The following is a 20200-nucleotide window of genomic DNA, read 5'->3' as shown; positions in this document are numbered from 1 at the left end:
GCAACCTCTGTTGTTTAATCGGTTAGATGTAGGAAAGCCGCACCACGCATTCCTCCCGCATCACCGTGGCGCGCGCGTTCAATGCGCGGAACACGAGCTACAGGTAAGAGATGACGAGGCAGCCTGTACGCCAGTTGCGTTGTGATTGCCGGGAAATTCGATAAGCCTCCACCAATGACGACCAGGTCAGGGTCAACAATGGTCAGGATATTTCCCAGACAAACCGCTAATAAATCCAGATAACGCTCAACGTGCGCCCTTGCCTGCTCATCGTCTTGATCATAAAGCGCAATGATCTCAGGAGCCTGCAACGGTTGATGATAATAGTGTTGATACAGCCACGCAAAACCGCGACCAGACAGATAATTTTCAATGCAGCCATGCTGACCACAGCCGCAGCGGCGTAACGGGAAATCCAGCCCCATCATGGTTAACGCATCAACCGGCAGACGCATATGGCCAAATTCGCCGGTAATATAGCTTTTACCGGTAATTGGTTTACCGTTGAAAATCAGCCCGCCGCCAACGCCGGTGCCGAGAATCAACCCCATCACCAGTGGATATTGAGTAAATTCATCATCCCATGCTTCAGAAAGGGCAAAACAGTTGGCATCGTTATCAAGGCGGACATCGCGATCAAGACGTGCGCTCAGGTCGGCACGCAGCGGTTTACCGCTGGCAGCAGGGACATTGGCGGCATACAGCGTACCATCTTCTGTTTCCGGCATTCCCGGAATACCGATGCCGACAGAACCTTTACAGCCAAAACGCCGGTCAGCTTCGGCTACCAGCTCGCACACTGCATCTAAAAATGCGTCATAGCTGTCACGCGGTGTCGGCACCCGCTTTTCCCACTGCAACTGCCGACCGCTATCAAACACGCCTAGCGCAATTTTTGTTCCACCAATATCAAACCCGTAATACATTGCCGCTCCTTGTTTTAATGTACTGCCTTTACTGGCCGCTAAGGACTCGCGCAGGGTCAATATTACTGGCGCGCCGCGCCGGATACCAACTTGCCAAAAGACTCAGCAACAATGCTGTGACCAGTACGTAGAAGACGTCCAGCCAGTGCAATTCCGATGGCAGGAAGTCAATAAAATAGATATCGCTGGAGAGGAACTGATGACCGATCAGCTTTTCGATCCACTCAATAATCGGGGTAAGTTGCAGTGAAACCACTACGCCGATAATCACACCACACAGGCTGCCGAACAGCCCTGCCAGCAATCCATACCAGACAAAGATGGCGCGAATTAAACCATCTTTCGCCCCCAGCGTTCTTAATACTGCGATATCGCCACTCTTGTCTTTCACCGCCATCACTAAGGTGGAGACGATGTTGAAACAGGCCACGCCAATCACCAGTACCATCGCCAGATACATAATGGCGCGGATCATCTGAATATCGCGATACATATAGCCGTAAGTACCAATCCAGCTTTTAATATAAACATAGCTGTTGGTCACTTCACCCGCATCGCGTACCAGCTTATTGGCGTTGAAAACATCCGTCATTTTAAGGGCAATACCTGACACGCTGGAACCCATATCAAGATATTGTTGGGCATCCGCCAGTGGGATCATGGCAAAACTGTGATCGAGTTGACCACTCAACTGCAAAATACCGGCAACGTGCAAACGCACACGTTTTGGCTGCATCAGTTTATGCTCAGGATTCGAGTTGGGGATCATAATCGACACCCAATCGCCCTGCTTCACTTTCAGCGCATCCGCCACGCCTTTGCCGATGATAATTTGCTGTTCGCCCGCTTTAAAATTGCGCCAGGCATCCCCCTGAACAAACGAGGGTAATGCGCTCAGACGCTGTTCCTGTTGCGGGTTAACGCCCTTCACCTGGATTGCGCGCAGATTCGCTCCACTTTCCACCAGCCCGGTGAAATTGATATACGGCGCAGCGGCGGCAATACCCGGCACTTTCTGCACTTTATCCAGTGCTTCCTGCCAGTTAGTCCACGGCTGATCCACCGCTTCGATTTCACCATGCGGCACCACCGCCAGAATGCGGTTATTCAGTTCGCGTTCAAAGCCGTTCATCGCGCTTAAGCCGACGATCAATACCGCCACGCCGAGGGCAATGCCGATGGTAGAAATGACGGAGATCAGCGACACCATGCCGCCGCGCCGCCGTCCGCGACTAAAACGCAGGCCAATTAATAACGATAAAGGCATCGCCATTACTCCGCCCCCATCAGGCTCAGTTCCGCCGTCAGACGACCATCACGCATCTCCAGTTGGCGGCTCATACGTTTCGCCAGTTGCAGGTCGTGAGTAACCACCAGGAAGGCGGTGCCCTGCAAGCGATTCAATTCCCCAAGCAACTGGAAGATGCTGTCGGCGTTACGCGCATCGAGGTTACCGGTAGGTTCATCCGCCAGTACCAGACGCGGGTTATTGACCAGCGCACGGGCAATCGCCACACGCTGGCGTTCGCCGCCAGAAAGTTCAGATGGGCGGTGATTCGCACGATGCTCCAGCCCTACCGCTTTTAACATCTCCAGCGCACGGCTGTTGATTTCAGCGGGCTTTTTCTTGCCAATCAGCAGTGGCATAGCCACGTTTTCCAGGGCAGTAAAATCCGGCAGCAGGTGGTGAAACTGATAAATAAAGCCCAGCTTCTGGTTGCGCAGTTCTGCTTTCGCCGCCGAAGACAGTTTGCTCATCGGTTGACCGTTAAAGATCACATCGCCGGAGGTTGGTGTATCCAGCCCGCCCAGCAGGTGCAGCAAGGTACTTTTACCGGAACCAGAGCTACCGACGATCGCCATCATTTCACCTTCGCCGACGCTGAAACTGACATTGTGCAGTACATCGGTTTGCACACTGCCTTCCTGATAGCGTTTGCACAGGTTGTCGCATTGCAACAGGATCTTATTCATAACGTAAAGCCTCAGCGGGTTGAGTGGCGGCAGCGCGCCATGAAGGGTAAAGCGTAGACAGCAGCGCGATAGCCATCGCCACCAGCGCAATAACAATGACCTGTAAAGGTTCGATAGCGACCGGCAGCGCCGCGCCATCAAGCAGGACGCCGATTATCGGCATCAGATTATTTAACTGGCTGGCAAGCAGTGCGCCAAGCGCCGCTCCGAGGATCGCACCGATAATCCCAGCGCTGGCCCCTTGCACCATAAAGACCATCATGATTTGTCGCGGAGTTAAGCCTTGCGTTTGCAGGATCGCGACTTCGCCCTGCTTCTCCATCACCATCAGTCCCAGCGAGGTAATAATGTTAAACGCCGCAACGGCGACAATCAGGCTCAGCAGCAAGCCCATCATATTTTTTTCCATGCGTACGGCCTGGAACAGCTCGCCTTTACGGTCACGCCAGTCCTGCCATTTGCTGCCTTCAGGCAGTTTTTGCTGACTTAATGAGTCGACTTTCAGCGGCTCATCCAGCCACAAACGCCAGCCGGTAATATTGCCTGCCGGATAACGCATCAGACGCGAGGCATCCTCAATATTCACCAGCATTTCATAGCCATCGACTTCACTGTTGGCGGCGAAAGTGCCAATCACATTGAACAGGCGCTGACTTGGAATACGCCCCATCGGCGTGAACTGGCTAGCAGATGGCACCATCACGCGGATTTGATCACCGCGATTGACGCCCAACTGTGAGGCAAGCTGTTCACCGAGGATGACATTATATTTCCCCGGCTCGAGGTCAGTTTGTTTCACATTGACCAGATACGGCGTTAGTGGATCTTTTTGCGCCGGGTCGATACCCAGCATCACCCCGACCGCCACGCTGCGCGCGCTTTGCAGTACCACATCACCGGTAGTAATAGGTGCGACGCGATTAACGCCGTCCAGTTTGACGGCCGTTTCCGGGAGTTGCTGCGGGTTAAGAGAGCCATGCTCAGAAGAGAGAATTGCCTGTGGCATCAGGCCAAGGATGTTGTTTTGCAGCTCGCGCTCAAAGCCGTTCATCACTGACAATACTGTGACCAGCGCCATCACCCCGAGGGTAATGCCGATGGTAGAAAGCCAGGAGACGAAACGACCGAAGCGATCCGCTGCACGCCCACGCATGTAACGCAGGCCAATAAATAGAGCGACAGGTTGGTACATGAAATCCGTCTGGTTGCTGTAGCAAAGACACGAGTATATAAGCGAAAGCAGGATGGGTAAACGTCTGAACTGTAAGTGATCGTCAGGGCTAATCTGAAAAGTACCGGCAAATCAATCGGCTAAAGTGCCTCATTTTATCATCGGCCATGTGGCCTGATCTTTATCTGAAAAATAACCAAATACAGACAGATACGCATTACACCACGCGACTCGCCCCGCAGGATCAACCGCATGTTAAATAAAAAGAGCGTGTTGTCCTGATGAAACAAAAAGAGCTATGGATTAACCAGATCAAAGGGTTATGTATTTGTCTGGTGGTGATTTATCACTCGGTCATTACCTTTTATCCGCATCTGACCACTTTCCAGCATCCGTTATCAGAAGTCCTGAGCAAATGCTGGATCTATTTCAATCTTTACCTTGCACCCTTTCGTATGCCGGTTTTTTTCTTTATCTCTGGCTATTTGATTCGCCGCTATATCGACAGCGTACCGTGGGGAAATTGTCTCGATAAACGCATCTGGAACATCTTCTGGGTGCTGGCGCTTTGGGGCGTGGTGCAGTGGCTGGCGTTAAGTGCGCTGAACCAGTGGCTGGCACCTGAGCGCGATTTAAGCAATGCCTCCAATGCCGCTTATGCCGATTCCACCGGTGAGTTCCTGCACGGGATGATCACCGCCAGCACCAGCTTGTGGTATCTGTATGCGTTAATTGTCTATTTCGTGATATGTAAAATTTTTAACCGCCTGGCCCTGCCGTTATTTGTTCTGTTTGTACTGATGAGTGTGGCTGTTAATTTCGTACCCACACCGTGGTGGGGAATGAACAGTGTGATCCGCAATTTGCCTTATTACAGCCTTGGCGCATGGTTTGGCGCAACATTAATGACCTGTGTTAAAGCGGTACCGTTGCGCCGCCATCTGCTGATGGCTTCTTTGCTGACCGTTCTGGCGGTCGGTGCCTGGTTGTTTAATATCTCGCTGCTGTTGTCGCTGGTATCGATTGTGGTAATCATGAAGCTGTTTTATCAGTACGAGCAGCGTTTCGGTATGCGTTCCTCCAGCCTGCTGAATGTGATTGGCTCCAACACCATTGCTATCTATACCACCCATCGCATTCTGGTAGAAATATTCAGCTTAAGCCTGATTCCGCAAATGAACGCGGTACGCTGGTCGCCGCAAGTCGAACTGACGCTCCTGCTGATTTACCCCTTTGTCAGTTTGTTGATTTGTACTGTTGCGGGCTTGCTGGTAAGAAAACTTTCACAGCGCGCATTCAGCGATCTGTTGTTCTCCCCGCCTTCTCTGCCCGCTACCGTCAGTTACTCCCGCTAAGCCATCGCCCCAGCCGGGGCGATTCAATTTGCTAAACCATGCCGATTACGGATAATGAACAGCATTGCTTATCAGAGATATGCCCTCATATGTTGAGGCATATCCTAACGAGAATCTGACAACCGTTATGCCTGAACAATATCGTTATACGCTGCCCGTCAAAGCGGGTGAGCAGCGTCTGCTGGGCGAGTTAACCGGCGCTGCCTGCGCGACGCTGGTAGCGGAAATTGCCGAACGTCACGCCGGTCCGGTGGTACTCATTGCACCAGATATGCAAAATGCTCTGCGTTTGCATGATGAAATCAGCCAGTTCACCGATCAGATGGTGATGAATCTGGCGGACTGGGAAACCCTCCCTTACGACAGTTTTTCGCCTCATCAGGACATTATCTCCTCGCGTCTTTCCACCCTTTACCAGCTACCGACCATGCAGCGTGGCGTACTGATTGTTCCGGTGAATACGCTTATGCAGCGCGTTTGCCCGCACAGCTTTCTCCACGGTCATGCGCTGGTGATGAAAAAAGGTCAGCGCCTGTCACGAGATGCATTACGAACCCAACTGGACAGCGCCGGTTATCGCCATGTTGACCAGGTGATGGAGCACGGCGAATACGCCACGCGCGGCGCGTTGCTGGATCTCTTCCCGATGGGGAGTGAGCTGCCTTATCGTCTTGATTTCTTTGATGATGAAATCGACAGTCTGCGGGTGTTTGACGTCGATAGCCAGCGCACGCTGGAGGAAGTAGAAGAGATCAATCTGCTTCCCGCGCACGAATTTCCTACCGATAAAGCGGCAATTGAACTGTTCCGCAGCCAGTGGCGTGATACCTTCGAAGTGAAGCGCGACCCGGAACATATTTATCAGCAAGTGAGTAAAGGCACATTACCTGCCGGGATCGAGTACTGGCAGCCGCTATTCTTCAGCGAACCGCTGCCGCCACTGTTCAGTTATTTCCCTGCCAATACGCTGTTGGTGAATACTGGCGATCTGGAAAACAGTGCCGAACGTTTCCAGGCTGACACGCTGGCGCGTTTTGAGAATCGCGGCGTCGACCCAATGCGCCCACTGTTGCCACCACAATCGCTCTGGCTGCGGGTGGATGAGCTCTTCTCAGAGCTGAAAAACTGGCCCCGTGTGCAGCTAAAAACTGAACATTTACCGACAAAAGCAGCGAATGCCAATTTAGGTTTCCAGAAACTGCCAGACCTGGCCATTCAGGCACAACAAAAAGCGCCGCTGGATGCGCTGCGTAAGTTCCTCGAGTCTTTCGACGGTCCGGTGGTGTTCTCGGTAGAAAGTGAAGGCCGCCGTGAAGCGTTGGGTGAACTGCTCGCGCGAATTAAAATTGCTCCGCAACGCATTATGCGTCTTGATGAAGCCAGCGACCGTGGGCGTTATCTGATGATTGGCGCTGCCGAACATGGTTTTGTCGATACGATGCGTAACCTGGCGCTGATTTGCGAAAGCGATCTGCTCGGTGAACGCGTTGCCCGTCGTCGTCAGGATTCTCGCCGCGCCATCAACCCCGATACACTGATCCGTAACCTTGCGGAGCTGCATATTGGTCAGCCGGTGGTCCATCTGGAGCACGGCGTCGGTCGTTATGCCGGAATGACCACGCTCGAAGCTGGAGGCATTACTGGCGAGTATTTGATGCTCACCTATGCCAACGACGCCAAACTGTATGTTCCGGTGTCGTCACTGCATCTGATTAGCCGTTACGCGGGTGGCGCAGAAGAAAACGCACCACTGCATAAACTTGGTGGCGATGCCTGGTCACGCGCACGGCAGAAAGCGGCGGAAAAAGTGCGTGATGTGGCGGCGGAATTGCTGGATATCTACGCGCAACGCGCCGCCAAAGAGGGCTTCGCGTTTAAACACGATCGCGAGCAGTATCAGTTATTCTGCGACAGCTTCCCGTTTGAAACCACGCCGGATCAGGCGCAGGCCATTAATGCGGTGCTTAGCGACATGTGTCAGCCGCTGGCAATGGATCGTCTGGTGTGCGGCGATGTTGGCTTTGGTAAAACAGAAGTGGCGATGCGCGCCGCTTTCCTGGCGGTAGATAACCACAAACAGGTGGCGGTGCTGGTGCCTACCACCCTTCTCGCGCAGCAGCATTACGACAACTTCCGCGACCGTTTCGCCAACTGGCCGGTACGTATCGAAATGATCTCCCGTTTCCGCAGCGCCAAAGAGCAGACGCAAATCCTTGCGGAAGTGGCGGAAGGGAAAATCGATATTCTGATCGGTACGCACAAACTGCTGCAAAGTGACGTCAAGTTTAAAGATTTAGGCCTGCTGATTGTCGATGAAGAACACCGCTTCGGGGTGCGTCATAAAGAGCGCATTAAAGCGATGCGCGCGAACGTGGATATTCTGACGCTTACCGCAACGCCGATCCCACGTACGCTGAATATGGCAATGAGCGGAATGCGCGATCTGTCGATTATCGCCACGCCGCCCGCCCGTCGTCTGGCAGTTAAAACCTTTGTCCGTGAGTATGACAGTCTGGTGGTCCGGGAGGCGATCCTGCGTGAAATTTTGCGCGGAGGACAGGTTTATTATCTCTACAATGATGTGGAAAACATCCAGAAAGCCGCCGAACGGCTGGCAGAACTGGTACCTGAAGCGCGGATTGCCATCGGTCACGGGCAAATGCGTGAGCGCGAACTGGAACGGGTGATGAATGATTTCCATCATCAACGTTTCAACGTGCTGGTTTGTACCACCATTATCGAAACCGGGATCGACATTCCTACCGCCAACACCATTATCATTGAACGCGCGGATCACTTCGGTCTGGCACAGTTGCACCAGTTGCGCGGTCGCGTCGGGCGTTCTCACCACCAGGCATATGCATGGCTACTGACGCCGCATCCAAAAGCGATGACTACCGATGCGCAAAAACGTCTTGAAGCGATTGCCTCGCTGGAAGATCTCGGTGCAGGTTTTGCGCTGGCAACGCACGATCTGGAGATCCGCGGCGCAGGTGAACTGCTTGGCGAAGAACAAAGCGGCTCAATGGAAACCATCGGTTTCTCGCTGTATATGGAGTTGCTGGAAAACGCCGTCGATGCGCTGAAAGCCGGACGCGAGCCGTCGCTGGAAGATCTCACCAGCCAGCAAACAGAAGTCGACCTGCGGATGCCGTCGCTATTGCCAGATGATTTCATCCCTGACGTGAACACGCGTCTGTCGTTCTACAAACGTATTGCCAGCGCCAAAACGGAAAACGAACTGGAAGAGATCAAAGTCGAGCTTATCGATCGCTTCGGCCTGCTGCCGGATCCGGCGCGTACCCTGCTGGATATTGCCCGTCTGCGCCAGCAAGCGCAGAAACTGGGGATCAGGAAGCTGGAAGGTAATGAGAAAGGCGGCGTGATCGAATTTGCCGAGAAGAATCACGTTAATCCGGCCTGGTTGATTGGTTTGCTGCAAAAACAGCCGCAGCATTACCGCCTTGATGGTCCGACGCGTCTGAAGTTTATTCAGGATTTGAGCGAGCGGAAAACGCGTATCGAATGGGTACGCCAGTTTATGCGTGAACTGGAAGAGAACGCGATCGCTTAATGGTAAATCGGGGGCGTTTCTGCGCCCCCATCTGCAATATTTACAAATTCTTTGCACTTCCCTGCATTATCCGACACTGTCACCCTCCATAATTCAGACTTACCTTTTTATTACAATAGCCTTATATTTATTATGGACTTTGGTGATGATCAAAACGCGTTTTTCTCGCTGGCTAACGTTTTTTACGTTCGCCGCTGCCGTGGCGCTGGCGCTACCGGCAAAAGCCAACACCTGGCCGCTGCCGTCAGCGGGCAGTCGTCTGGTTGGTGAAAACAAATTTCATGTGGTGGAAAATGACGGTGGTTCTCTGGAAGCGATCGCCAAAAAATATAACGTCGGCTTTCTCGCTCTGTTACAGGCTAACCCCGGCGTTGATCCTTACGTACCGCGCGCGGGTAGCGTGTTAACGATCCCGTTGCAAACCCTACTTCCAGACGCGCCGCGCGAAGGCATTGTGATCAACATTGCGGAGCTGCGTCTCTATTATTATCCGCCGGGAAAAAATTCGGTAACCGTATATCCCATCGGCATTGGTCAGTTAGGTGGTGACACGCTGACACCGACAATGGTGACCACCGTTTCTGACAAGCGTGCAAACCCAACCTGGACGCCAACGGCAAACATTCGCGCGCGGTATAAGGCACAGGGAATTGAGTTGCCTGCGGTAGTTCCGGCTGGACCGGATAACCCAATGGGCCATCATGCGATTCGTCTGGCGGCCTATGGCGGCGTTTATTTGCTTCACGGTACGAACGCTGATTTCGGCATTGGCATGCGGGTAAGTTCTGGCTGTATTCGTCTGCGGGATGACGATATCAAAACACTCTTTAGCCAGGTCACCCCAGGCACCAAAGTGAATATCATCAACACCCCGATTAAAGTCTCTGCCGAACCAAACGGTGCGCGTCTGGTTGAAGTACATCAGCCGCTGTCAGAGAAGATTGATGACGATCCGCAGCTGCTGCCAATTACGCTGAATAGCGCAATGCAATCATTTAAAGATGCAGCACAAACTGACGCTGAAGTGATGCAACATGTGATGGATGTCCGTTCCGGGATGCCGGTGGATGTCCGCCGTCATCAAGTGAGCCCACAAACTCTGTAAAGCTCGGATAAAAAAATCCCCGCGACACGGCATGTCGCGGGGAAAAAAACAAGCAGTAGCAGGCATTAATGAGGGTTAATGCTTATTTATAAATTACTGCTGTTCCATGGAGGGTATTCGGACCGGTTACAGAAGTAATACGGAAAGATTTTGCGCCCATCTCATCCGCTTTTTGCGCCAGCTGCTCTTCCAGCGATCCCAGATTTGTCCCCGCGTTAGCACTGATAGTACCGACTTTTTGTTGGCCTTCTGGCGTTGACTGAACTTCGACAGCCGCAAAGCTGGCAAATGACATGGAGCTTAAAATCGCCGCAGCGATGAGGGTTTTTACGTTTTTCATAATAGTGGCCTTATGCAGATGAATGACGTCGCAAGCAATTACTTAACGATCGATAACTAAATGATAGATGTGATCTGGATCACATACAAGATATTTTTTATAACAATCATTAATTAATTTAAAAATCTTTAAATTTCAGTTAAATAGAAAGCGATTATTTTTATGGTTTCTGGACTGGTGAACGGAGGTGATTATTTTTATAATAACCTTTCATTCACAGTCACCAGGTACAACGGCATCATGGCAACTGACTCAACACAATGTGTAAAAAAAAGCCGTGGCCGCCCAAAAGTGTTCGACAGGGATGCCGCGCTTGATAAGGCCATGAAATTGTTCTGGCAGCACGGTTATGAAGCGACTTCTCTTGCGGACCTCGTTGAAGCGACCGGAGCTAAAGCGCCCACGCTATACGCGGAATTTACCAACAAAGAGGGGTTATTCCGCGCCGTACTCGACCGCTATATCGATCGTTTTGCCGCTAAGCATGAAGCACAGCTGTTTTGTGAAGAGAAAAGCGTGGAGTCTGCGCTGGCTGACTATTTTGCTGCCATCGCCAACTGCTTTACCAGCAAAGACACCCCGGCGGGCTGCTTCATGATCAACAACTGCACCACCCTCTCCCCGGATTCTGGAGATATCGCCAATACGCTGAAATCACGCCATGCGATGCAAGAGCGCACTTTGCAGCAGTTTTTATGTCAACGACAAGCGCGCGGGGAAATCCCGACCCACTGTGACGTGACGCATCTGGCAGAATTCCTTAATTGTATTATTCAGGGGATGTCGATCAGCGCACGCGAAGGTGCATCGCTGGAAAAACTGATGCAGATTGCCCGAACGACTTTGCGTTTATGGCCGGAACTGCTGAAATAAGTCGCAAAAAAAGCCCCTCAGCTTGAGCGAATGAGGGGCTAAATTGCAGAGTACAACCTTGTTATGCTTTGTTATTCAAAATCAGCTGCCCGTTGCTATCTAGCGGGATCTGCGTACCCGGATCGCGGTCCATTCGGATTTTGCCCTGCTGATCGCCAATCTTATAGGTCACATCATAACCGAGCATTTTTTCTGACTTGTCATACACCGTTTTACAACGCTGTTGCGTAGTCGTGTAAGTATCGCTTTCCTGGAGAGAGCCCTGGATCTGGTTACCTGCATATCCACCCCCCAGCGCCCCCACAACAGTGGCGACATCTTTACCGCGACCACCACCAAACTGATGCCCAATCACGCCGCCAGCAACAGCGCCGAGCACCGACCCGGTAATGCGATTTTCATCCTGCACCGGTCGACGATGGGTCACTGTAACGTTGCGACACTCCTGACGCGGTGTTTTAACCGTTTCCTTGATTGGGGTTGCAGAAACAACCTGAGCGTATTGCGGGCCACGTTCAAACACGTTCAGACTGGCCACTGCCGCTACGCCCAGCGCAGCTGCGACACCAATCCCGATACCCGCCAACATTGACTTATTCACGGGAATACCTCCTTCTTTGCAGTTATGCCAATCATGCAAGCGAAGGAGAAAAGCAGCTATCAGACAGAAGATGAAAAGCGCGGGAATGGCTGGAAATACTTAGGGATTCGGAGGAGTCTGAAGGAATGCCTGATGCGACGCTTAACGCGTCTTATCAGGCCTACCGCTCGTACCATTTGTCCAGGGCGGATAAGGCGTTTACGCCGCATCCGCCAGTACAAGCCGATTAATGCAACTTCAAACGTGGACGGATAACGCGGTTAATACTCCCCACCAGCATCATTAATCCGGTTTTAAAGTAACCATGCAGCGCAATCTGGTGCATTCGGTACAGCGAGATGTATACAAAGCGCGCAATTCGTCCTTCAATCATCATTGAGCCGCGCGTCAGGTTACCCATCAGGCTACCGACTGTGGAAAAGTTCGACAGCGATACCAGCGAACCGTGATCTTTATACTGATAATTTTTCAGCGGCTTACCGTTCATCTGCGCCAGAATGTTGTTCATTGCGCAGGTTGCCATCTGATGTGCGGCCTGAGCGCGCGGCGGAACAAAGCCCCCTTCCGGACGCGGGCATGACGCGCAGTCGCCAATAGCGTATATGTCTGGATCGCGAGTGGTTTGCAGCGTCGGTTCCACCACCAGCTGGTTGATACGGTTGGTTTCAAGACCACCGATATCTTTCAGGAAGTCTGGCGCTTTGATCCCGGCTGCCCACACCATCAGATCAGCCTCAATATATTCGCCATCTTTAGTGTGCAGGCCGCCTTCATCAGCACTGGTGACCATGGTTTGCGTCAGCACGCGAACGCCAAGTTTCGTTAACTCACTATGGGCCGCAGCAGAGATACGTGGCGGCAATGCAGGCAAAATACGTTCGCCCGCTTCTACCAGCGTTACGTTCAGGGCTTCGTTGGTCAGACCTTTATAACCGTAACTGTGCAGTTGCTTGACCGCGTTGTGCAATTCAGCGGAGAGTTCTACACCCGTCGCGCCGCCGCCGACAATCGCAATGTTTACTTTGCCATTCGCGCCCAGGTTGGCGGAGTATTTCAGGAACAGATTCAGCATCTCCTGGTGGAAGCGACGCGCCTGGTGCGGGTTATCGAGGAAAATGCAGTTCTCTTTGACACCTGGTGTATTGAAATCGTTAGAGGTGCTACCCAGCGCCATTACCAGGGTGTCATAGGCGATTTTACGTTCCGGAACCAGCAGTTCACCTTTCTCGTCGCGCAGTTCTGCAATAGTGATTGTTTTCGCTTCACGATCAATATCAATTACGGAACCCAGCTGGAACTGGAAACCATGATTGCGCGCATGGGCCAGATAGCTCAACGCATCGACGCCTTCATCAAGCGAGCCAGTCGCCACTTCGTGCAGCAGCGGTTTCCACAGGTGGCTGTGGTTACGATCGACCAGCGTAATTTTGGCTTTTTTCTTGCGTCCCAGCTTATGCCCCAGCTGTGTTGCCATTTCCAGCCCACCAGCACCGCCGCCGACAATCACAATTTTTTTCAATGGCGTAGTCAACGTGACCCCCTTAAATTTATTAACCAATTGTTAATTAATGGTTATTAACATAGCTCTTAATTAACAACAGGTTACAGCAATGAAAATGTTCTTCGCTATTGAGAATAACATGAATGGTGCATTGGTCATACCAAAATTGATGTTAATCAAGTTTTATTGCTGAAAAGATAGGCAACTTTACCGGGTGAGATCAAAAAACAGAGTTTGTTGTTTATTATTTGAGCTGATTTGTGAGAATGATATAGAGTGAGGTGTGTATGGAGGGCGTTCGGTAGGCCTGATAAGAGGCGCATCAGGCATTGATGCTCGACTGTCGGATGCGGCGGAACGCCTTATCCAACCCACAGAATCCGGAGCGCATCAGGTACCGGCAAGGTTACCTGATGCGACGAGGGCATTTACCCGAGGGTTTTGAACGCTTTAATGCGCTGTAAATGCGGGGAGATATTCTTGAATTTGTGCGTCTGCTCTTCGTCCCAGACAATCTCGTAATAATGATGCAACTCTTCAGATGTCCGCTGGCTGTTAAGCGCTTCATCATTACGCGACAAAATCACCAGGCAACGATCGCGATTCTTCTCACGGAAGTTGGTCACACACTTAGTGGCAATATCGGCATACTCTTCCGGGCGATCAATCTTCCCTTCCATGTTCTCATAAGGGAACAAATTGGGGTTGAAGATCACCTGGCGGATATCACAGAGAAAACCAATCCGCTCAGCCCAATAACCGCCCAGACCAACACCACAAATGAGCGGGCGCTCGTCGACGTTCAGTTGCAACATTTTGTCCACTTCTTTGAGCAAATGCTGCATATCATGTTTCGGATGCCGCGTACTGTAGCTTATTAGCCGTACATCCGGGTCAATAAACTGCAATTGTAAGACTTTCTCGTGGTTACCCGGACTGTTAGAGTCAAAACCGTGCAAATAGATAATCATCGCTTCCTCACATAAGCCAGGGTTAATGACCTGCCTTCTCTTCCTGCCAGCGTTCATGTAACTGATTCAGACGGGCGCTGATCGCTTTCCAGCGAGCCGAGTCCATCAGTTCCTGTCGCGAAAATGAACCTTTATGATACAAACGTGTAACACGTTCTGCCTTGATCGGTGACAGATTATCTAACACGCTGACGGCCCCTTTACGATTATTGCAGACCAGGATCATATCGCAACCTGCATCCAGTGATGCCTGTCCACGCTCGGCATAACTGCCCATAATCGCTGCGCCTTCCATCGATAAATCGTCAGAGAAAATCACGCCGTCAAAACCCAATTCCTGACGCAAAACGGTTTTCAGCCAGTAGGGAGAACCGCTCGCCGGACGCGGATCAACATCACTGTAGATCACATGCGCAGGCATAATGGCGTCGAGTTTATTTTCGCGGATTAAGGAACTGAAGACCGACATATCTTTAGCGCGAATCTCCGCTTGCGGACGTGGGTCGCACGGTGTTTCTTTGTGTGAGTCTGCCGTTACTGCACCGTGACCTGGGAAGTGTTTCCCGGTAGTTTTCATTCCGGCTTCATGCATACCATCAATAAACCGGCTGGCAATTGCCAGGGCTTTTTGTGGATCGGCATGATAAGAACGCTCGCCAATCGCCGCGCTGATATGCCCGACGTCCAGCACTGGCGCAAAGCTGATATCAATATCCATAGCAATAATTTCGCTGGCCATCAACCAACCTGCCTCTTGCGCCAGTTTTCCGCCTTCTTCCATTCCCAACAGCGCAGCGAATGATTGTGCCGCTGGCAAGCGGGTAAAACCTTCACGAAAACGCTGCACGCGTCCACCTTCCTGATCTACCGCCACCACCAGATGATTGCGCGATGCTGCGCGGATCTGGCGCACCAGTTCACGTAACTGGGCAGGATCATGATAGTTTCGCGTAAAGAGAATCAGCCCTCCCACCAGCGGATGCGCCAGTATTTCACGCTCTTCCGCGTCCAGTTCGTAACCTTCGACATCCAACATTACTGGACCCACACTGCTCTCCTTATTGTTTTATTAATAGCTGCCGCCAGGTGTCATCGGCCAGCCTGATAAATTGTTGATCGCCGGTTTGTCGCCAGCGGTACTCAAACCACCCTGCTTTGAGCATCAGCAGCCAGGGAAACCATCGCCTGACCTGACGCCATAATTGCGCCGGATAAATCTTCGCGCGAGTGGCATAGTCATTGACCAATTGCCGATGCTGGTCAGTATTTTCCACCCACACCGCCGCCAGTTCCAGCGCGGTATCACCATCTCCGGCATACTCCCAGTCGATGAGTTTTAACCCTGACGCGCTATGCACTAAATTTCCGGCGTGGACATCCATATGCAATGGACTTAAGCGTAAAAGCCGTGGTTCCCGCGCTTTGCGCAGACGTTTTAACATTCGCAGCCAACCCACTGTCCGCCGCGCCGGATCGCTTTGCTGCCAGTACAGTTCCAGTAACGGCAACAGCGTTATTCGCCAGCCAAAACGCGGTTGTTGATGTAGATAATACAGCAAGCCTGCCAGTTCGTTGGTATCCGGCAAATACGTTTTTACCTCGCCGGGCAGATAGTCGACCACCATCCAGTCACGGAGATATAAATGCGGCTTCGGTGCAATGCATGCGGGTAGTTGTGATAAAGCCCGATACTGGCGCAAGAACGCGGACTGCGGCGCATCAGGATCGTGCGGCTGACGCACAACAAAACGCTGGCCCTGATGTTCAATGAGAAAACTCCCGCCACTAAGCCCACTATTAAACGTCGTGACGGGATGAAACTGCGGGAAAAAGCGCGACAGCAATTCGTCGCGCGTGAGGGGATTATTGCTGCGAAACGGCACCTTTACCTGACCAGATAATTTCGCCCGTCTGCACCAGCATCAGCTGCATTTGTAGGGTCGGAGCGTTAACGTTGCCAGAGGCGCTGGAGTACAGCACGTAATGAGCGCCAACATTGCGGGCAATGCCTATGGCTTTACTACGGGTGCCTAAACTGTCCTGCGGCGACAAACCTAATTGTTGCTTAGCCATCGACAGCTGCTGGGCGGAAACCAGGGTAAATTTACCGTTATTAGCCAGCGCATTTCGCAGCGTTTCGGTCGCTTCTGCGGCATTCAACGAACCATTAGTACGGTTGTTAACGCTATCAACCAGCAGGACGCTACCCGCAGTCACGCCGTCAGCCCCAAGCATCTTACTGACCATCGGCTGCATTGCGCCATTCCAGTCATAATGGCGAATATGCGGCGCAGGCGGTGCAGTTTGATCTTCGTGCTCAATTGGGCCTGGCTGCTGCGGTATCGTCGGCACCGATGGCACTGTGGGGACAGGCTGTTGTGGCTCAGCAGGTTGTTCCGGCGCTGGTTTCACTTCTTCTACCGGTGCAGGTTCACGTTGCCCCACACACCCGGCAAGAAACATCGCCAGCGCGGTAATCAAGGCGTAGCGACTCATTTTTGTCATCAAGATTCACCCCTTACAAATATAGATAAAGTCTGACTTTGTGCGCCCCCAGAAAATTGGCGCTGCCGTACAGCGTGACCGCCGAATGTGCGGGAATGGTAACGCTGCGTGGCCTTTCCAGAGGATGCATCTCCAGCCCTCTGGCGTCATACCAGTAAAAACGATAATGAACGGTAACGGGTTCTTGCCTTTCGTTATAAAGCGTTGAGGATGCTGAAGGTTGAATATCAGATGTCGAAAGGACGGGCTTTTCTGCACTGATGCCCGCAGCTAATAAAGATGACTCCATCACCAGCGATTGCTCATCATTCACCGGAATTTCCGGATGTGAACGACAGCCCACCAGCACTAACAACGCCAGAGACATCAGCCCAAAGCATCCTTTTCTCATCGTTACAGACCTTTATGCGCCAGCATTGGTCCCAGCGGACAGCCACCCAACAAATGCATATGGATGTGGTAAACCTCTTGTCCGCCATGGCGGTTGGTGTTCATGATCAGACGATAGCCATCTTCGGCAATACCTTCTTGCTCAGCAATTTTTGCCGCTACGGTGATCATGCGTCCCAGCGCCTGCTCATGCTCAGCTGACACGTCGTTCACAGTCGGAATGAGGATATTCGGAATGATCAGAATATGCGTTGGCGCTTGCGGCGAAATATCGCGAAACGCCGTTACCAGATCATCCTGGTAGACGATATCGGAGGGGATCTCACGACGAATAATTTTGCTGAATATAGTTTCTTCTGCCACGACATTTTCCTTTTTCAAATAGCCATGCGTTGCGCCATGCTACGCCGCGCCACACTGCGAGTATAGAGTATGGTCGAGTTAAACCTGCTCTTTCAACCTTAACTCACGATTTCTTAAGCAAAAAATCGTTTTGCTGCCGTATATATCGCCATTATTCCCATTTCTGCCTGCGAATGCGCTGAAAAGACATTCTCTGTTTGGTTTACACACTAAATATGAATGCGTATATTTCTCATTTGCATTTACATACAAAATTATTCGCACACTAAATATAACCGCTCATCACCCTGCTCCGGCATGAGCCTGACGCCAACATAAACCAAGAGATTTCAAATGCTTTCGACACAATTTAACAGGGATAATCAACATCAAGCTATCATCAAACCGTCACTCCTTGCCGGTTGCATAGCACTGGCACTATTACCTTCCGCCGCTTTTGCTGCACCAGTCACTGAAGAAACGGTGATTGTTGAGGGTTCAGCCACAGCCCCAGATGATGGCGAAAATGATTACAACGTAACGTCTACCTCTGCGGGTACAAAAATGCAGATGACTCAACGTGATATTCCTCAGTCGGTCACTATTGTTAGCCAGCAGCGGATGGAAGATCAGCAGTTACAAACGCTGGGCGAAGTGATGGAAAACACGCTGGGGATCAGCAAAAGTCAGGCGGATTCCGATCGTGCTCTTTATTATTCCCGCGGATTCCAGATCGATAACTATATGGTTGATGGTATCCCCACCTATTTTGAATCGCGCTGGAATCTGGGCGACGCACTTTCTGATATGGCACTGTTTGAACGCGTAGAAGTAGTGCGTGGCGCGACAGGCCTCATGACCGGGACGGGTAATCCATCTGCGGCAATTAATATGGTTCGAAAACACGCGACCAGTCGTGAATTTAAAGGCGATGTCTCGGCGGAATACGGTAGCTGGAACAAAGAACGGTATGTGGCGGATTTACAAAGCCCACTCACCGAAGATGGTAAAATCCGCGCACGAATTGTCGGCGGCTACCAGAATAACGACTCATGGCTGGACCGCTACAACAGTGAAAAGACCTTCTTCTCCGGCATTGTCGATGCTGATTTAGGCGATCTTACGATGCTTTCAGCCGGTTACGAATATCAGCGTATTGATGTTAATAGCCCAACCTGGGGTGGTTTACCGCGCTGGAATACTGATGGCAGCAGCAACAGTTACGATCGCGCACGCAGTACCGCACCTGACTGGGCGTACAACGATAAAGAGATCAACAAGGTCTTTATGACCCTGAAGCAGCGGTTTGCTGATACCTGGCAAGCGACGCTGAATGCCACCCACTCTGAAGTCGAATTTGACAGCAAAATGATGTATGTCGATGCCTATGTAAACAAAGCGGATGGTATGCTGGTTGGGCCATACAGTAATTATGGACCTGGTTTTGATTATGTCGGCGGCACCGGTTGGAACAGCGGCAAACGTAAAGTTGATGCGCTGGATTTGTTCGCTGACGGTAGTTATGAATTGTTTGGTCGTCAGCACAATCTAATGTTTGGTGGCAGTTACAGCAAACAAAACAATCGTTACTTCAGTTCATGGGCCAACATCTTCCCGGATGAAATTGGCAGTTTCTACAACTTTAATGGCAATTTCCCACAAACCGACTGGTCACCACAGAGCCTGGCGCAGGACGATACCACACATATGAAATCGTTATATGCTGCCACTCGTGTCACCCTTGCCGATCCGCTGCATCTGATCCTCGGCGCACGTTATACCAACTGGCGGGTTGATACGCTGACTTACAGCATGGAGAAAAACCACACCACGCCTTACGCTGGTCTGGTGTTTGACATCAATGACAACTGGTCGACCTACGCCAGCTATACCTCTATTTTCCAGCCGCAAAATGATCGTGACAGTTCAGGCAAATATCTGACTCCAATCACCGGTAACAACTACGAGCTGGGTCTGAAATCGGACTGGATGAATAGCCGTCTGACCACCACGTTAGCCATCTTCCGTATTGAGCAGGATAATGTCGCTCAGTCCACCGGTACACCTATCCCCGGCAGCAACGGCGAAACCGCCTATAAAGCGGTGGATGGGACAGTCAGTAAAGGTGTGGAATTTGAACTCAACGGCGCAATTACCGACAACTGGCAGCTGACGTTTGGCGCAACGCGCTATATTGCAGAAGATAACGAAGGAAACGCCGTTAATCCTAATCTGCCACGCACCACGGTTAAAATGTTCACCAGCTACCGGTTGCCTGTCATGCCAGAGTTGACGGTCGGCGGTGGTGTTAACTGGCAAAATCGCGTGTATACCGACACCGTGACACCGTATGGCACCTTCCGCGCCGAGCAAGGTAGCTACGCGCTGGTGGATCTCTTCACCCGCTACCAGGTGACGAAAAACTTCTCGTTACAGGGGAACGTCAATAACCTGTTCGACAAAACCTACGATACCAACGTGGAAGGTTCTATCGTCTACGGCGCACCGCGTAATTTCAGCATTACCGGCACGTATCAATTCTGAATAACACCTGTAAAAAAGGCAGCCATCT

Annotated in this window: 18 protein-coding genes; 5 read left to right on the top strand and 13 right to left on the bottom strand. The window is 51.6% G+C overall.

Annotated features, from left to right (window positions below):
* Positions 1-14: 14 nt before the first annotated feature.
* The 4 genes from nagK to lolC are packed head-to-tail and all read right to left on the bottom strand — an operon-like array spanning position 15 to position 4092.
* A complete protein-coding gene (nagK, locus tag ACJHYO_RS08710; RefSeq protein ID WP_024705273.1) occupies positions 15-926 on the bottom strand; it encodes an N-acetylglucosamine kinase in 912 nt (303 codons plus the stop codon).
* A gap of 28 nt (positions 927-954) precedes the next feature.
* Positions 955-2199, bottom strand: a complete 1245-nt coding sequence (gene lolE, locus ACJHYO_RS08705) for a lipoprotein-releasing ABC transporter permease subunit LolE (RefSeq protein WP_001251352.1) — start codon at positions 2197-2199, stop codon at positions 955-957.
* Complete coding sequence (lolD, locus tag ACJHYO_RS08700) at positions 2199-2900, bottom strand: lipoprotein-releasing ABC transporter ATP-binding protein LolD (RefSeq protein ID WP_001033695.1); 702 nt, start codon at positions 2898-2900, stop codon at positions 2199-2201. Before lolD ends, lolE begins: the two co-directional genes overlap by 1 nt.
* Positions 2893-4092, bottom strand: coding sequence for a lipoprotein-releasing ABC transporter permease subunit LolC (lolC, locus tag ACJHYO_RS08695; RefSeq protein WP_000284714.1), 1200 nt, complete (start codon positions 4090-4092; stop codon positions 2893-2895). Before lolC ends, lolD begins: the two co-directional genes overlap by 8 nt.
* Positions 4093-4352: 260 nt before the next feature.
* Between lolC and ACJHYO_RS08690 the strand changes: the two genes are divergently transcribed.
* The 3 genes from ACJHYO_RS08690 (at position 4353) to ldtC (ending at position 10105) form a co-directional block, all read left to right on the top strand.
* On the top strand, positions 4353-5426 hold the full coding sequence (locus tag ACJHYO_RS08690) for an acyltransferase family protein (RefSeq protein WP_000810242.1): 1074 nt from the start codon (positions 4353-4355) through the stop codon (positions 5424-5426).
* Positions 5427-5553: 127 nt separating this feature from the next.
* A complete protein-coding gene (mfd, locus tag ACJHYO_RS08685; RefSeq protein WP_001443233.1) occupies positions 5554-9000 on the top strand; it encodes a transcription-repair coupling factor in 3447 nt (1148 codons plus the stop codon).
* 142 nt (positions 9001-9142) lie between these two features.
* Entirely contained in the window at positions 9143-10105 is a 963-nt protein-coding gene (ldtC, locus tag ACJHYO_RS08680) for a L,D-transpeptidase LdtC (RefSeq protein WP_012578883.1), read from the top strand.
* 82 nt (positions 10106-10187) lie between these two features.
* Here the strand turns inward: ldtC and bhsA are convergent, their stop codons facing one another.
* Positions 10188-10445 carry a multiple stress resistance protein BhsA gene (gene bhsA / locus ACJHYO_RS08675; protein ID WP_000800153.1) on the bottom strand — a complete coding sequence of 86 codons (258 nt, stop codon included), beginning with the start codon at positions 10443-10445 and terminating at the stop codon, positions 10188-10190.
* Positions 10446-10685: 240 nt separating this feature from the next.
* Between bhsA and comR the strand changes: the two genes are divergently transcribed.
* Positions 10686-11318 carry a TetR family copper-responsive transcriptional repressor ComR gene (gene comR, locus ACJHYO_RS08670; protein WP_001298465.1) on the top strand — a complete coding sequence of 211 codons (633 nt, stop codon included), beginning with the start codon at positions 10686-10688 and terminating at the stop codon, positions 11316-11318.
* 61 nt (positions 11319-11379) lie between these two features.
* Here the strand turns inward: comR and ACJHYO_RS08665 are convergent, their stop codons facing one another.
* The 8 genes from ACJHYO_RS08665 to hinT form a co-directional block, all read right to left on the bottom strand.
* On the bottom strand, positions 11380-11919 hold the full coding sequence (locus tag ACJHYO_RS08665) for a glycine zipper 2TM domain-containing protein (protein WP_001043458.1): 540 nt from the start codon (positions 11917-11919) through the stop codon (positions 11380-11382).
* 226 nt (positions 11920-12145) lie between these two features.
* On the bottom strand, positions 12146-13450 hold the full coding sequence (gene ndh / locus ACJHYO_RS08660) for an NADH-quinone dehydrogenase (protein ID WP_001295966.1): 1305 nt from the start codon (positions 13448-13450) through the stop codon (positions 12146-12148).
* A 398-nt stretch (positions 13451-13848) separates the two neighbouring features.
* Complete coding sequence (ycfP, locus tag ACJHYO_RS08655) at positions 13849-14391, bottom strand: alpha/beta hydrolase YcfP (RefSeq protein ID WP_000587933.1); 543 nt, start codon at positions 14389-14391, stop codon at positions 13849-13851.
* Positions 14392-14413: 22 nt separating this feature from the next.
* The gene (nagZ, locus tag ACJHYO_RS08650; RefSeq protein WP_049595141.1) at positions 14414-15439 is read right to left on the bottom strand and encodes a beta-N-acetylhexosaminidase; all 1026 of its coding nucleotides are present in this window, start codon (positions 15437-15439) and stop codon (positions 14414-14416) included.
* Between the two features lie 10 nt (positions 15440-15449).
* A complete protein-coding gene (gene thiK, locus ACJHYO_RS08645) occupies positions 15450-16274 on the bottom strand; it encodes a thiamine kinase (protein WP_085455311.1) in 825 nt (274 codons plus the stop codon).
* On the bottom strand, positions 16255-16896 hold the full coding sequence (gene lpoB / locus ACJHYO_RS08640) for a penicillin-binding protein activator LpoB (RefSeq protein ID WP_000164439.1): 642 nt from the start codon (positions 16894-16896) through the stop codon (positions 16255-16257). The genes thiK and lpoB overlap by 20 nt, the downstream gene beginning before the upstream one ends.
* Positions 16897-16909: 13 nt before the next feature.
* Entirely contained in the window at positions 16910-17287 is a 378-nt protein-coding gene (locus ACJHYO_RS08635; RefSeq protein ID WP_001225269.1) for a YcfL family protein, read from the bottom strand.
* Positions 17288-17289: 2 nt separating this feature from the next.
* On the bottom strand, positions 17290-17649 hold the full coding sequence (gene hinT, locus ACJHYO_RS08630) for a purine nucleoside phosphoramidase (protein WP_001313744.1): 360 nt from the start codon (positions 17647-17649) through the stop codon (positions 17290-17292).
* Between the two features lie 333 nt (positions 17650-17982).
* On the opposite strand from hinT, the gene fhuE reads away from it, so the two are divergent.
* Positions 17983-20172 (top strand): ferric-rhodotorulic acid/ferric-coprogen receptor FhuE, encoded by a 2190-nt coding sequence (fhuE, locus tag ACJHYO_RS08625; RefSeq protein ID WP_000953416.1) that lies wholly within the window; start codon positions 17983-17985, stop codon positions 20170-20172.
* The last annotated feature ends 28 nt before the right edge of the window (positions 20173-20200 follow it).

It is taken from the genome of Escherichia sp. WS1118 (genome assembly GCF_046487695.1).
In the GTDB taxonomy this organism is placed as follows: domain Bacteria; phylum Pseudomonadota; class Gammaproteobacteria; order Enterobacterales; family Enterobacteriaceae; genus Escherichia; species Escherichia coli.
This window is presented reverse-complemented; position numbering and strand designations above follow the sequence as displayed.